Here is a 13,720-nt window from a genome sequence, read left to right as displayed (position 1 = left end):
TTTCGTGCGTGTCAGGCCCGGCCGAGCACCCGCACCTGGGACAGCACCGTCTCGCCACGCGCCCGGCAGGCTTCGCCGTGGACCCAGCGGTCGGCGACCTTGCCGTCCACCACGGCGATCATGAAGTCGCGGCAGCCGCCGGAACGCACCGTTCCGATGGGGGTGGCGGTGCCGCGCGCCCCGGTATCGGCATTCTCCCAGGGCACGCTGATGTCGGCCTCGCGGGAGACGAGGGCCTGGTCGAGCGCAAGCTTGGCCGCGGTCCAGTCGGAGGCGGCGATTCCCTTCGGCGCATCACCTTCGGGGAGGCGGTAGGAGGCGGGGTGGGGCTTGATGGAGCCGGTCACGATGTCGTCGTCGGGCAGGGGCACGCTGCTGCAGCCGGCGCAGGCCGCGGCGGCGAGGAGCAGGGCGCCGCCCACCCCCGCGCGCAGGACTTCGCGCAGCCGCGCGAGGCTCCTATAAGGAGGCGTCCCGCCAGCGGGCGGGGCAACCGGGAATCGGCGAGGCACGGGGCGCTCCACATGACGACGAACACCACCATGGAACCCCAGGACCACTTAACAACTGGTGATTTCACCGAAGCGGACGAGCCCTTTCGCCTGTTCGGCGCCTGGATGGCCGACGCAGAGAAGAGCGAGCCGAACGACCCCAATGCCATGGCCCTCGCCACCGTGGACCCGGACGGCCTGCCGGACGTGCGCATGGTGCTGCTCAAGGGCGTGGACCAGGACGGCTTCGTCTTCTTCACCAACACCGGCAGTGCCAAGGGGCAGGAGCTGGCCGCGACCCCCAAGGCCGCCATCGTGTTCCACTGGAAGTCGCTGCACCGGCAGGTGCGGGTGCGCGGCCCGGTGGAGCGCGTGAGCGACGCCGAGGCCGACGCCTATTTCTCCACCCGCCCGCGCCTGTCGCAGATCGGGGCATGGGCGAGCCGCCAGTCCCAGCCTCTGGAGGGCCGCTTCACGCTGGAGGCCGCAGTGGCCACCGCCACGGCGAAGTATGCCATCGGCACGGTGCCGCGCCCGGCGCACTGGACCGGCTTCCGCATCTCGCCCGTGCAGATCGAGTTCTGGCACGATCGCCCCTTCCGCCTCCATGACCGGGTGGTGTTCCGGCGGCCGGAAGCCGGCGCGCCCTGGAGCAAGACGCGCCTCTTCCCCTGATGCGTGGCCGTTTCCTGTGGGAAAGAAGCTTTGCTTTCCCACAGGGCCGTGCCAAGAATTGGCGTCAGTGGAAGCAAAGTAACCAGATGTAACTTAATACCGCACCCGAGTTGCCCTGCCTGTCCACAACCCCTGATTTCGACACGACAGCAATGGCCGGCAGAATACACGCCGGACGTTTGTTGAATTGGGGGAGACAGCCGGCCCGAGAACGAGCCCCTGATGCGCCCGCACGAGCCCCCTCCCCTTTCTCCCGGCGGCATGACCGCCGCGGCGGGAGGCCGAGCTTCCGAGACGCTGCCGGGGGCGCCCCGCGGTTCCATCCCTGCTCCCCCAGAAGCCGGCGCGCTCTCCTCCTTCCGGTCGGCGGTCGCGCAGGTCGTGCTGTTCACCACCTTCTACGCCTGCCTGCTGCTCATCCTCATCTCCGCGCTGCGGAGCCTGCAGCTCGATTCCGCCATCTGGCCCGCGAACGCGCTGGCGGCGGGCATCTACCTGCTGGCGGTGGACGTCGCGCTCGGCTGGTGCGTTGCGGGGGTGGCGGGCGCGACCCTCGGCGCCCACCTGCTGTTGGGGGATGCGAGCGCCTACGCCGGCGCCAGCGCGCTGGCGAGCGGCGTCACCTTCAGCCTCATCGTCGTCGGCTGCCGGGGGGCCGACCTGCGCCCCGGAGGCCCCTTCGACGTGCGCCATGTGGCCGGGCTGGTGGCGGTGGCGTTCGCGGCCGGCATTCCGGGCGCGCTCATCGGGGCGGGCGCCAGCCTCGGCGACGCGGGCGGGCGCTACTGGACCATGGTGATGCGCTGGTGGCTGCCCGACATGGCGGCGGTGGTGCTTCTGCTGCCCCTGTTCCTGCTATGGCCGCAGGGCCAGCCGATGGCGGCGCTCCGCGGACGGCCGCCGCCGGCGCGCCGTGCGGCCGGCAACCGGATGGAGACCCTGGCGGCGGCGACCTGCCTCATCGGCGCGGTGGTGCTGGCCGCCTCGACCGGGGAGCCCCTGCTGCTGGATCTCGGCGCGTGCGTGCTGCTGTGGTTCGCCTTCCGGCTCGGGCCATTTCCCACCGCCGTCGCCGCGGGTGCGTTCGCCGGGGTGGTGCTGAGCCTCACCCTGGCCAACACCTGGCACGCGCCGGGCGGAAGCCTCGCGTCGGAGCTGCTGAAGGCGCAGGGCCGGCTGGTGCTGGCGGCATGCCCGGCGCTCATCATCGCCGCCATCATGGCGCAGCGCGAGCGCCAGCAGCGCACCCTTGAGGAAGACCAACGGCGCCTCGCCTATGCGCTCGAAGGCGCCAACGACGGCATCTGGGACTGGCACCTGCCCTCCGATACCATTTTCTTCAGCACCCGCGCCTATCGCATGCTCGGCTACGACCCGACAGTCGACACCGACACGCTGAAGCGCTTCCAGGAGCTGATCCACCCCGACGATCTGCCCCAGGCCGGCCGCGAGTTCAGCGAGCATGTCGCGGGGCGGCACCGGCTCTATCAGGCGGAGCTGAGGGGCCGGCACCGCAGCGGCTCCTATGTCTGGCTGCTCTCGCGCGGCAAGGTGGTGGAGCGCGATCCCTCAGGCCGGCCGCTGCGCGCGGTGGGCACCATCACCGACATCTCGCAGAAGAAGCACCTGGAAGAGGCGCTGGAGCACGCGGCGAGCCACGATCCGCTGACCGGCCTCGCCAACCGGGCCACCTTCGACCGGGCCATGGAGCAGGCCCGCCGCCGCCTCCTGCGCGATCTGGCGCCGTTCGCCGTGCTGCTGATCGACGTGGATCACTTCAAGCGCGTGAACGACATGCACGGCCATGTGGCCGGCGACCTGGTGCTGACCACCACCGCGCGGCGGCTGCAATCGGCCCTGCGCTCGGGCGACGTGGCCGCCCGCTTCGGCGGCGACGAGTTCGCGGTGATCGCCATGGGCAAGAGCCCGGAGGAGTTCGCGCCCATGGCCGACCGCCTTCACGATCACCTCTCCAAGCCGGTGGAGACGGAAGGCCTGGTGCTGCCGGCGTCGTTCTCCATGGGCATGGCGGTGGCGAGCGGCTCCGACGTGGACCCCATCGCCCTGGTGGCCCAGGCCGACGCCGCCCTCTATCTCGCCAAGAACGAGGGGCGCGGCACCTGGCGCGCGCTGGGCATGCGGGGCGAGAGCGGCCCGGGCGCCACGCTCCCATCCTGAGCCGGCTCGCCCGGGCAAGGCTTCCCCGCCAATGCGCCGCCGGACGATGCCGCGTGCCTGCACACGACGTCCGCTGGTGCCGGTCAGACATCGCACCATGTAAAGCCCGCGGGAGGCGATCGGCCCTCCCGCGGGATCTCTTCCTCAGACCATGGGCTCCGGTCTTCGGCCGGGTCCCGGCGGCCTTCGTTCAAACGCCGCGCGAGCCTCGCCAAAGGCCCATGGAACGCAGCCCCTGAAAACGGCCCGTGAGAACGGCTCACGGGCCTTTCGCATCAGTCGAGCGCGAGCACGCTCTCGGCGTCGAGCACGCTGGCGTGGCCGCCTTCCACCGCCTCTTCGAGGCCCTTGGCCTGAGGGCACAGATTCTCGGCGAAGAAGCGGGCGATGGCGATGCGGGCCTCGAGGCGCGGATCGGTGTTGCCCGCCGCGCGCTCCCTGTGGGCGGCGAGGGCCGCCTTGGCGAGGTAGGCGCCGCCGGCCGCGCGCGCGAACAGGCGCAGGTAGGGCGAGGCGCCGGCGAGGGCCTTCTGGCTCTCCTCACCCAGCCGGTCGAGCTGGATGCGGGTGGCGCGGCCGAGGGCGTCCACCGCCTCCGCCAGCCTCTCGCCCGCGCGGCCGAACTCGGGCAGCTCCAGGGCGTGCACCTCATCGGCGATATCGCGGAAATCGGCAATGAAGGTGGTCGCCACATCCCCGCCTTCCAGCGGCAGCTTGCGGGTGACGAGGTCGATGGCCTGGATGCCGTTGGTGCCCTCGTAGATCGCGAAGATGCGGGCGTCGCGATAGTGCTGGGCGGCGCCGGTCTCCTCGATGAAGCCCATGCCGCCGTGCACCTGCACGCCGATGGAGGCCACCTCGATGCCGATGTCGGTGGAGAAGGCCTTGGCCACCGGGGTCAGCAGGCTGGCCTCGGCGAGGGCGCTGGCGCGGGCCACCGGGTCCGGCAGGCGGCGCGAGCGGTCGAGCGCGTCGGCGGTCATCAGGCAGATGGCGCGGGCGGCGTCGGTCTCGGCGCGCATGGTGAGCAGCATGCGCTTCACGTCCGGATGGAAGACGATGGGCGCCATGCCCTCTCCCGTGTAGCCCACGGCCTTGCCCTGGCGGCGCTCCTTGGCATAGGCGAAGGCGCGCTGGGTGGCGCGCTCGGCCACCGAGACGCCCTGGATGCCGACGGCGAGGCGGGCGTTGTTCATCATGGTGAACATGCAGGCGAGGCCGCGATTCTCCTCGCCCACGAGATAGCCCACGGCGCCCTCGCCCTTGTCACCGAAGGTCATGGTGCAGGTGGGCGAGCCGTGCAGGCCGAGCTTGTGCTCGATGCCGGTGCAGTAGACATCGTTGCGCGCGCCCAGGGAGCCATCCGGGTTCACGAGATACTTGGGCGCCACGAACAGGGAGATGCCGCGCGTGCCGGCCGGCGCATCGGGCAGGCGGGCGAGCACCAGGTGCACGATGTTCTCGGCGATGTCGTTCTCGCCGTAGGTGATGAAGATCTTGGTGCCGAAGATGCGATAGGTGCCGTCCGCCTGCTTCACCGCCTTGGCGCGCAGGGCCGCGAGATCGGAGCCCGCCTGCGACTCGGTGAGGTTCATGGTGCCGGTCCAGGTGCCGGAGACCATCTTTTCCAGGAAGATCTTCTGCAGCTCGGGCGAGCCGTGGGCGGTGAGCGCCTCGATGGCGCCCTGGGTGAGCACGCCGCCGATGCCGAAGGAGGGCGAGGCGGTGTTCCAGAACTCGGTCAAAGCGGAAGTGATGGTGGTGGGCAGGTGCTGGCCGCCGAAATCTTCCTCAGCCGCCACGGAATTCCAGCCCGCCTCGTTCCAGGCGTGGAAGGCCTCCTTCCAGCCGGTGGGGGTGGTCACCGCGCCGTCCTTGAGGGTGCAGCCTTCCTTGTCGGCGCCACGGTCGAGCGGCTCGATGACGGAGGCGGCGAACTTGCCGGCTTCATCGAGCACCGGGTCCACCACATCGAAGGTGAGGTCGACGAGCCCCTGCTCCATGAGCTTCGGCAGTGAGGTGCAGGTCTTCAGGAAAAACGATACGTCCTCGACCGGCGCGCGATAGGCCATCACTCTCTCCTTGCGATGCGCGGGCACCCCTGTCCCCTCGGGTGCCCAGCGGCTTGACCGGACCCTTCACCCGCGCTCTAAGCACAGGCGCCGGCCGGCCCCAATTCGCGGCGATGGCCCCTGTTCGTCAAGTCGCGTCTACCGGCCATTGGTCGCACTCGCCGCCCCGCATGTAAGGCACGCATGGCTCACACCCAGGGTTTCAAGGCTCCTGTGATCGAGACCCGCACCGTCGCGGCGGACGCGGCCGGCATCGCCGAGGCCGCCGAGCGGCTGCGGGCAGGCGGGCTCGTGGCCTTTCCCACGGAGACGGTCTATGGCCTGGGCGCCGATGCGGCCAATCCCAGCGCGGTGGCCGCCCTCTATGCGGCCAAGGGCAGGCCCGCCTTCAACCCCCTCATCTCCCACCTCGCCAGCGCCGAGTCGGCCTTCGCCCACGGCGCCTTCAACGCCACCGCCCGGCGGCTGGCGGATGCCTTCTGGCCCGGCCCGCTGACGCTGGTGGTGCCCTATGCGGGGGGCGAGAAGGTGTGCGACCTCGCCCGCGCGGGGCTCGACACGGTGGCCCTGCGCGTGCCCGCCCACCCGGTGGCGCAGGCGCTGATCGCGGCCTTCGGCGGCGCGGTGGTGGCGCCCAGCGCCAACCGCTCCGGCCACGTCTCACCCACCGCGCCGGCGCATGTGCTGGGCGACCTTTCCGGCCTGATCGACCTCGTTGTGGACGGCGGCGCGACGCAGGTGGGGGTGGAAAGCACCATCCTCGACGTCACCGGCGAGACGCCGCGCCTGCTGCGGCCCGGCGGGGTGACACGGGAGGCGGTCGAGGCGCTCCTCGGCCGGCCCCTCGCCGATGCCGGCGCGGACGACGCCGCGCGTCCCGCATCCCCAGGCCGCCTCGCCTCCCATTACGCGCCGCGCGCCCGTGTGCGGCTCGACGCCGGGAGCGTCGCTCCCGGCGAGGCCCTGCTCACCTTCGCCGGCGCCCGCCCGACGGGCAGCGCCGACGCCTGCGCCATCCTCGACCTCAGCCCCGCCGGCGACCTCACCGAGGCCGCCGCCCGGCTCTACGGCGCCCTGCGCAGCCTCGATGCTTCGGGCGCACCGGCCATCGCCGTGGTGCCGCTGCCGCGCACCGGCCTCGGCGAGGCGATCGCCGACCGGCTCGGCCGCGCCGCCGCACCCCGTCCTTCCCCCCAAGACGAGCAGCAGCCATGACCGCTCAGTCCCTCACCGCCTCCGACACCCCGGACATCGTCATCGCCCACGCGGAGGACGGGGACATTCCCGCCCTCGTCGCGCTCTGGGAGCGGGCGGGCCTCACCCGGCCTTGGAACGATCCCCATGCCGACATCGCCCTCGCGCGGCGCGGGCCGCACTCCACCATCCTCACCGGCAAGGCCGGCGGCACGCTGCTGGGCTCGGTGATGGTGGGCCATGACGGCCATCGCGGGTGGGTCTACTATCTGGGCGTGGAGCCCGCGCGCCAGCGCCAGGGCCTGGGCAGCCTGCTGCTGACCGCGGCCGAGGACTGGCTGCGCGCCCGCGCGGTGCCCAAGCTGATGCTGCTGGTGCGCCCCGACAATGCGGACGTGCGCGCCTTCTATCATGCCGAAGGCTTCATCGAGGAACCGCGCATCGTCTTCTCCAAGCGGCTCGACGAAAAATAGAACACGCGGCTTTGAGCCGTCTCAAAGCTGTGCCCGCGGCTGCGACCTATGTTATGAGTTCTATAAAATAAAACTCATAGGGAGGTCCGCCGTTTCATGTCCACGCTGCTTGTCACCCATCCGGCCGGCCTTAATCACCTGACCCCGCTCGGCCACCCCGAGCGCGCCGACCGGATCCGGGTGCTGGACCGCATCTTCGAGCAGGAGAAGTTCTCTCTCCTGGTCCGCGACAGCGCCCCCCGCGGGGAGCGCGAGGACATCATCCGCGTGCACCCGGCGGACTTCTTCGACGCCATGGGCGGCGCCTCCCCGAGCGAGGGGCTGGTGCGCATCGATTCGGACACCGTCATGTCCCCCGGAAGCTGGGAGGCCGCGCTGCGCGCGGTCGGCGGCGCCTGCTTCGCCGTGGACGAGGTCATGGAAGGCAAGGTGGCCAACGCCTTCGTGGCCATGCGCCCGCCCGGCCATCATTGCGAGGTGCGCAAGCCCATGGGCTTCTGCCTCCTGAATCAGGTGGCCGTCGCCGCCCGCCACGCCCAGGCGAAATACGGCCTGGAGCGGGTCGCCGTCGTCGATTTCGACGTGCACCACGGCAACGGCACCCAGCAGATCTTCTGGGACGACGACAGCGTGATGTATTGCTCCACCCACGAGATGCCGCTCTTCCCCGGCACCGGCGAGGTGAGCGAGACCGGCACCGCCAACACCATCGTGAACGCGCCCCTGCGCGCCGGTGACGACGGCACCCAGTTCAAGGACGCCATGGACAGCCGCGTGCTGCCGCGGCTGGAGGCGTTCCACCCGGACCTGATCCTCATCTCAGCCGGCTTCGACGCCCATGTGCGCGATCCCATGGCCTCGCTGCGGCTGGTGGACACCGATTTCGCCTGGGTCACCCGCCGCCTCATGGACGTGGCGGACCGGGTGTGCGGCGGGCGCGTGGTGTCGCTGCTGGAAGGCGGCTACGACCTCGAAGCCCTCGCGTCCTCCGCCTCCGCCCACGTCTCCGCGCTCATGCGCGGGTAGAAGCCGCCCGGAACTGGCAGGCGGCCTCGCGTCCGCGATTGTGAAGTGAGGCTGATCGGGCGGCATTTACTGAACCTGTTGGGTAACGCCGCGCCTCTTCGGCGCGGCGAGCCCGCTCCGCCGCCCGGAATTGTCAGGGAAGGCACCTGCGCCCTGGTGAGCAACGGAAGCGGGGCTCCCGCTCCCGCCAGTCGCAAGTGGAACCCGAGGCCGCCCCGTGCAAAACGGCCCACCGGCCCTTACGGGGCGCGAGGCGGCGCCATCCCATTCCACAGACAACGGTGATCCGCGCGCATCCAGGGCGCCCTCACCCGCATTGGTACAGAAGAGGGCCGATCCCGACCGCCGCCGGAAGCCGGCCACGCGGGGCAGCAGGCGTCCGGAAACGTCCTTGCCCGGACACCATCCCGCATGAAAAAGGCGCCGCCGTCACCGGCAGCGCCTTGAAGAATCGGCAGTTCCCGCATGGGAGAAAGCCAAGCGTCCGGCAAGGCAGGCGTCCAGAAGCCAAAAGCAACCGGACGCCCTCTCGCATTTCATCGGCGACGGATCACTCCGCCGCTTCCACCGTCACCCGGCCGCGGGCAACGCGGTCGCGCTTCAGCAGCTCGGCCACCAGGAAGGCGGTCTCGATGGCCTGCTCCGCGTTGAGGCGCGGATCGCAGTAGGTGTGGTAGCGGTCGCGCAGGTCCTCGTCGGAAATGGCGCGGGCGCCACCGGTGCACTCGGTCACGTCCTTGCCGGTCATCTCCAGGTGCACGCCGCCGGGATGGGTGCCCTCGGCCGCATGCACGTCGAAGAAGGCGCGGATCTCCGCCTGCACCCGCTCGAACGGACGGGTCTTGTAGCCCGAGGCCGCCTTGATGGTGTTGCCGTGCATGGGATCGCAAGACCACACCACGGTGCGGCCCTCCTTCTCCACCGCCCGCACCAGCGCCGGCAGGTGATCGCCCACCTTGTCCGCACCGAAGCGGCAGATGAGGGTGATGCGGCCGGCCTCGTTGTCCGGCTGGAGAATGTCCAGCAGGCGGATGAGGCCGTCCGGCGTCAGCGAGGGGCCGCACTTGATGCCGATCGGGTTGTGGATGCCGCGGAAATACTCCACGTGCGCGTGGTCCGGCTGGCGGGTGCGGTCGCCGATCCACAGCATGTGGCCGGAGGTGGCGTACCAGTCGCCGGAGGTGGAATCCACGCGGGTCAGGGCCTGTTCATAGCCAAGCAGGAGCGCCTCGTGGCTCGTGAAGAAATCCGTCGAGCTCAATTCGGGATGGCTCTTGGGATCGATCCCGCAGGCGCGCATGAAGTCCAGCGCCTCCGTGATTCGGTTCGCCAGTTCCTGGTAACGGGAGGACTGGGGCGAATCCTTCACGAACCCCAGCATCCAAGCATGGGCGTTGGCGAGGTTGGCATAGCCGCCGTTGGCGAAAGCGCGCAGCAGGTTCAGCGTCGCCGCCGCCTGCCGGTAGGCTTCGAGCTGGCGGCGCGGATCGGGCACGCGCGCCTCGGCCGTGAAGGCGAGGTCGTTGACGATGTCGCCGCGGTAGCTGGGCAGCGTCACCCCGTCCACAGTCTCGTTATCCGAGGAGCGGGGCTTGGCGAACTGGCCGGCGATGCGGCCCACCTTCACCACCGGTACCGAGCCGGCGAAGGTGAGCACCACGGACATCTGCAGGAACACCCGGAAGAAATCACGGATATTGTCTGCGGAATGCTCCTCGAAGCTCTCGGCGCAGTCGCCGCCCTGGAGCAGGAACGCCTCGCCCTTGGCGACGCGGGCCAGCTCCGCCTTCAGCTTGCGGGCCTCGCCGGCGAACACCAGCGGCGGATAGGAGGCAAGCTTGGCCTCTACCTCGGAGAGCAGCGCCTTGTCCGGATAATCGGGCATCTGGACGCCGGGATAAAATCGCCAGCTCTCCGGACGCCAGCCTTCGGCGCGGCGAGACTTCTCGGCGCCAGAAACGGGTGCGGAGTGCGGGCGGGTCACCATTTGACTCTCCATGAGGTTGCCGGTGCGGGACTGTTCCCGGCCGGACCCGGACTGGCGTTCCTCTTGTGTTCGCCTAGCCGGAAGCGGGTTTATACATGAACACCGCGGCTTCCGAAAGGCGACGCCATCCGTGGAAGCCCATGTGGCGATGCTGCATCGCAGTTGCAAGATCCCCTCAGCCCCGCGCCCGATGCCCTTCTCTTCGCCGGCGCCTTCCCCTATGAGTGCACCGCCGCGCGCCAACGCTTTTCCGTTGCCGCAAGCCCCTGCGCGTGTCTGTTGCGGGACACCTCACCCCCGAGTGCGTCATGTCCCTTGCCCCCGGTTCAGTCGTGAAGACCACCCCCGGCTTCACCGAATTCGTCCTGCTGATCGCCCTTATGATGGGCATCACCGCCTTCTCGATCGACAATCTTCTGCCCGCCTTCGGCTTCATGCGTGACCATTTCGGCCTCGCCAACCCGAACGACGTACAACTTGCGGTCTATGCCTACCTCATCGGCATCGGCGCGGCGCAGATCGTCTATGGCCCCTGGTCGGATGTGGTGGGCCGCCGGCCTGTGCTGATGGTGGGCATCGCCATCTACATCGCGGCCGGATTGCTGGCGCTGTTCACCGATTCCTTCACCACCCTCATCGTGGCGCGCGTGATCCAGGGCGCGGGAGCGGGCGCGGCGCGGGTTCTGGCCGTCGCCATCGTGCGCGACCGCTTCGAGGGACGCGAGATGGCGCGCATCATGTCGCTCACCATGATGGTGTTCCTGGCCGTGCCCATCCTGGCACCGGCGGCGGGCAGCGCCATCCTGATCTTCGGCTCATGGCGGATGATCTTCGTGGCCATGGTGGCGCTCGCTCTCGTGCTCGCGCTCTGGTTCGGCCTCCGCATGCCCGAGACGCTGCACCCCGAATACCGCATCCCCTTCTCGCCGCGCGCCATCCTCGCGGGCATGAAGCTCTCGGTCACCACCCGCCGCTCGGTGGGCTACGCCACCGCCATGGGCCTCATGATGGGGTGCCTCATGAGCTATGTCGGCTCCGCCTCCCAGGTGTTCCAGACCGACGTGTACAAGCTCGGCGCCATGTTCCCGGTGCTGTTCGCCGGTGTCGCGGGCACCATGGCGGTGGCCTCCTTCCTCAACGCCAGCCTGGTGCGGCACATGGGCATGCGGCGGCTCTCCCATGGCGGCCTCCTGGGCTTCCTCGCGGTTTCCGTGGGGCTGGTGGCCGCCGCGCTGGCGTTCGGCGGAAGGCCGCCCTTCTGGCTGTTCTGCACACTGATCGCGGCGGGCCAGTTCCTGTTCGCGCTCACGGTGCCCAACTTCAACTCCATGGCCATGGAGCCGCTGGGCGCGGTGGCGGGCACCGCCTCCTCCTTCATCGGCTGCTACACCACGCTCATGGCGGCGCTGCTGGCGCTGGCCGCCGGCCGCGCCTTCGACGGCACGGTGCTGCCGCTGAGCCTCACCTATCTGGTACTGTCCACGCTCTCGGTGGTGGCGGCCCTTTGGGCCGAGAAATGGCGGCTGTTCGGGCACCAGCCGTGAGCGCCACTTTCATGTAAGCCTCACTTAAATGATTTATTGACGCGGGCACGGATTTCGCGATAGTCATACTATCATGAAATCCGTGAACGCCCCCTCCTCCGCAGATCCGCCCCGGCGCGCCTACAACCAGGGCGCCCGCGCCCGCGCCGCCGAGCAGACCGCCGAGCGCATCCTCGACGCCTTCGCCCGCCGCATCCGCGACGACTGGTTCGAGGAGATCACCCTTGAGCAGATCGCCCGCGACGCCGATGTCACGGTGCCGACCGTGGTGCGCCGCTTCGGCGGCAAGGACGGGCTGCTCGATGCGGTCAAGCAGCGCGTCGCCAGCGAGATCCACGAGCGGCGACGCATCGCGCCCGGCGACATCGCCGGCGCGCTCGCCGTGCTGGTGGAGGATTACGAGGCCGCCGGCGACCTGGTGATGCGCGTCCTCGCCCAGGAGGAGCGGCACGCCCCGTTCAGGGCCATGACCGATGCCGGCCGCGCCTCCCACCGCGCCTGGATCGCCGCCGTCTTCAGTCCCTGGCTGGAGCCGCTGCCGGAAGAGGCGCGCCGCGACCGGCTCGACACCCTCGTGGTCGCCACCGACCTCTACACCTGGAAGCTGCTGCGCCGCGACATGGGCCGCAGCGCCGCCGAGACACGCATTCTCATGCAATCCCTGGCGGAGGGCATTCTCGGCGCGCACGCCGGGACGCCTTCCGCCGCCGTCTGCCCGGAGGTGCCCCGCCGTGACTGACATGCCTGGAAAATCGTTCCTTCTCACCACCTTCGAGGGGGGCGGCTCGGTGCCGCCCTTCCTGGAGGTCGCCCGCCGCCTCGTGGCGCGGGGCCATCGCGTGCGCCTCATGAGCGACGCCTGCAACCGCGTGGACGCGCTCGCCACCGGCGCCCGCTTCGTGCCGTGGACGACCGCCCCCTCCAAGATCGGCCGCACGCGGGAGTTCGACCTCTTCCACGACTGGGCCGCGCCGACGCCGTTCGAGGGCATCATGGCCGCCTGCCGCGCCTTGCTCACCGGCCCGGCCCGCGCCTTCGCGGACGACATCATGGCCGAGCTGGCGCGCGAGCCGGCTGACCTCGTGGTGGCGAACGAGATGCTGTTCGGCACGCACCTGGGCTGCGAGGCGGCGGGGCAGAACATGGTGCTGCTCGGGGTCAACATCAATCTGTTCCCGCCCGCCGGGGTGCCGCCCATGGGGCCGGGCCTGATGCCGGCCGCGACCGCGCAGGAGGCGGCCGAGCACGAAGCCATCCGCGCCGGCATCCGCGCGGCGCTCGACGCGGGCGGCCTGCCGGCCCTCAACGCCGCGCGCGAGGGCCTCGGCCTTGCGCCCCTCGCCAGCCTCGCCGACCAGCACCGCGCCGGCCGCGCCCTGCTGCTCGCCACCAGCCGGGCGTTCGATTTCGCGCCCGACCCGGTACCGGAAGGGCTGCGCTACGTGGGGCCCATCCTGGCCGAGCCGGGCTGGGCGGCGCCGTTCGCATCCCCCTTCGCGGATGATGATCCCAGGCCGCTGGTGGCGGTGGCCTTCAGCACCACCTTCCAGAACCATGCGGGCGCGGTGCAGAAGGTGATCGACGCCCTTGCCCGCCTGCCGGCGCGCGGGCTGGTGACCCTCGGCGGCTCCCTGCTGCGCGCGGACCTCGGCGCGGTGCCGGACAATGTCGCGGTGATGGACAGCGCCCCCCACGGGGCGGTGATGCGCGATGCGGCGGCGGTGGTCACCCACGGCGGCCACGGCACGGTGATAAAGGCGCTCGCCGCCGGCTGCCCGCTGCTGGTGATGCCCCACGGCCGCGACCAAGCCGACAACGCCGCCCGCGTCGCCGCGCGGGGCGCCGGCCTCACGCTGGATGCGGCCGCAAGCGTGGATGAGATCCACGCCGCCCTGCGCCGCCTGCTCGACGAGCCGGCCTTCACCGACGCCGCCGTGACCCTCGGCCACCAGGTGCGCGCGGAGGCGGACGACTCGCCCCTCGTCAGCCTGCTGGAGGGGATGGCGCAGACGCCGCCGTGCTCCGGCGCCCTCTGCGCGGCCTGACCCCCGCCGGGCCGCGCGAGTGCCCGCCCGCGCCC

At 70.6% G+C, this 13,720-nt stretch carries 11 protein-coding genes; 8 read left to right on the top strand and 3 right to left on the bottom strand.

Going from position 1 to position 13,720, the window contains the following annotated elements; genetic code table 11:
* Positions 1-11 precede the first annotated feature (11 nt).
* A complete protein-coding gene (locus V5F75_RS11950; RefSeq protein ID WP_394035065.1) occupies positions 12-512 on the bottom strand; it encodes an RT0821/Lpp0805 family surface protein in 501 nt (166 codons plus the stop codon).
* 12 nt (positions 513-524) lie between these two features.
* Here V5F75_RS11950 and pdxH point away from each other — a divergent pair, with 12 nt between their 5' ends.
* Complete coding sequence (gene pdxH, locus V5F75_RS11945) at positions 525-1,166, top strand: pyridoxamine 5'-phosphate oxidase (RefSeq protein WP_394035064.1); 642 nt, start codon at positions 525-527, stop codon at positions 1,164-1,166.
* Between the two features lie 381 nt (positions 1,167-1,547).
* Positions 1,548-3,344, top strand: a complete 1,797-nt coding sequence (locus V5F75_RS11940) for a diguanylate cyclase (RefSeq protein ID WP_509212067.1) — start codon at positions 1,548-1,550, stop codon at positions 3,342-3,344.
* A gap of 275 nt (positions 3,345-3,619) precedes the next feature.
* On the opposite strand, the gene V5F75_RS11935 is transcribed toward V5F75_RS11940, so the two are convergent.
* Positions 3,620-5,416 (bottom strand): acyl-CoA dehydrogenase family protein, encoded by a 1,797-nt coding sequence (locus V5F75_RS11935; RefSeq protein ID WP_394035062.1) that lies wholly within the window; start codon positions 5,414-5,416, stop codon positions 3,620-3,622.
* 183 nt (positions 5,417-5,599) lie between these two features.
* Here V5F75_RS11935 and V5F75_RS11930 point away from each other — a divergent pair, with 183 nt between their 5' ends.
* The 3 genes from V5F75_RS11930 (at position 5,600) to V5F75_RS11920 (ending at position 8,109) form a co-directional block, all read left to right on the top strand.
* Positions 5,600-6,631 carry an L-threonylcarbamoyladenylate synthase gene (locus V5F75_RS11930; RefSeq protein WP_394035061.1) on the top strand — a complete coding sequence of 344 codons (1,032 nt, stop codon included), beginning with the start codon at positions 5,600-5,602 and terminating at the stop codon, positions 6,629-6,631.
* On the top strand, positions 6,628-7,083 hold the full coding sequence (locus tag V5F75_RS11925) for a GNAT family acetyltransferase (RefSeq protein WP_394035060.1): 456 nt from the start codon (positions 6,628-6,630) through the stop codon (positions 7,081-7,083). Before V5F75_RS11930 ends, V5F75_RS11925 begins: the two co-directional genes overlap by 4 nt.
* 96 nt (positions 7,084-7,179) lie before the next feature.
* Positions 7,180-8,109, top strand: a complete 930-nt coding sequence (locus tag V5F75_RS11920; RefSeq protein WP_394035059.1) for a histone deacetylase family protein — start codon at positions 7,180-7,182, stop codon at positions 8,107-8,109.
* Between the two features lie 550 nt (positions 8,110-8,659).
* Here the strand turns inward: V5F75_RS11920 and V5F75_RS11915 are convergent.
* Entirely contained in the window at positions 8,660-10,096 is a 1,437-nt protein-coding gene (locus V5F75_RS11915) for a class II 3-deoxy-7-phosphoheptulonate synthase (protein WP_393987429.1), read from the bottom strand.
* A 308-nt stretch (positions 10,097-10,404) separates the two neighbouring features.
* Between V5F75_RS11915 and V5F75_RS11910 the strand changes: the two genes are divergently transcribed.
* The 3 genes from V5F75_RS11910 to V5F75_RS11900 all read left to right on the top strand — a co-directional run bounded on the left by V5F75_RS11910 (position 10,405) and on the right by V5F75_RS11900 (position 13,685).
* Positions 10,405-11,640, top strand: coding sequence for a multidrug effflux MFS transporter (locus V5F75_RS11910; RefSeq protein WP_394035058.1), 1,236 nt, complete (start codon positions 10,405-10,407; stop codon positions 11,638-11,640).
* Positions 11,641-11,713: 73 nt separating this feature from the next.
* Positions 11,714-12,379, top strand: a complete 666-nt coding sequence (locus tag V5F75_RS11905; RefSeq protein WP_394035057.1) for a TetR/AcrR family transcriptional regulator — start codon at positions 11,714-11,716, stop codon at positions 12,377-12,379.
* Between the two features lies 1 nt (position 12,380).
* Positions 12,381-13,685, top strand: coding sequence for a glycosyltransferase (locus tag V5F75_RS11900; protein ID WP_394035070.1), 1,305 nt, complete (start codon positions 12,381-12,383; stop codon positions 13,683-13,685).
* Positions 13,686-13,720 lie beyond the last annotated feature (35 nt).

Origin of the sequence: Xanthobacter albus (assembly GCF_043194895.2) — a bacterium.
Taxonomy (GTDB): Bacteria; Pseudomonadota; Alphaproteobacteria; order Rhizobiales; family Xanthobacteraceae; genus Xanthobacter.
The sequence above is the reverse complement of the archived record's forward strand: the minus strand, read 5'-3'. Positions and strand labels throughout refer to the sequence as shown.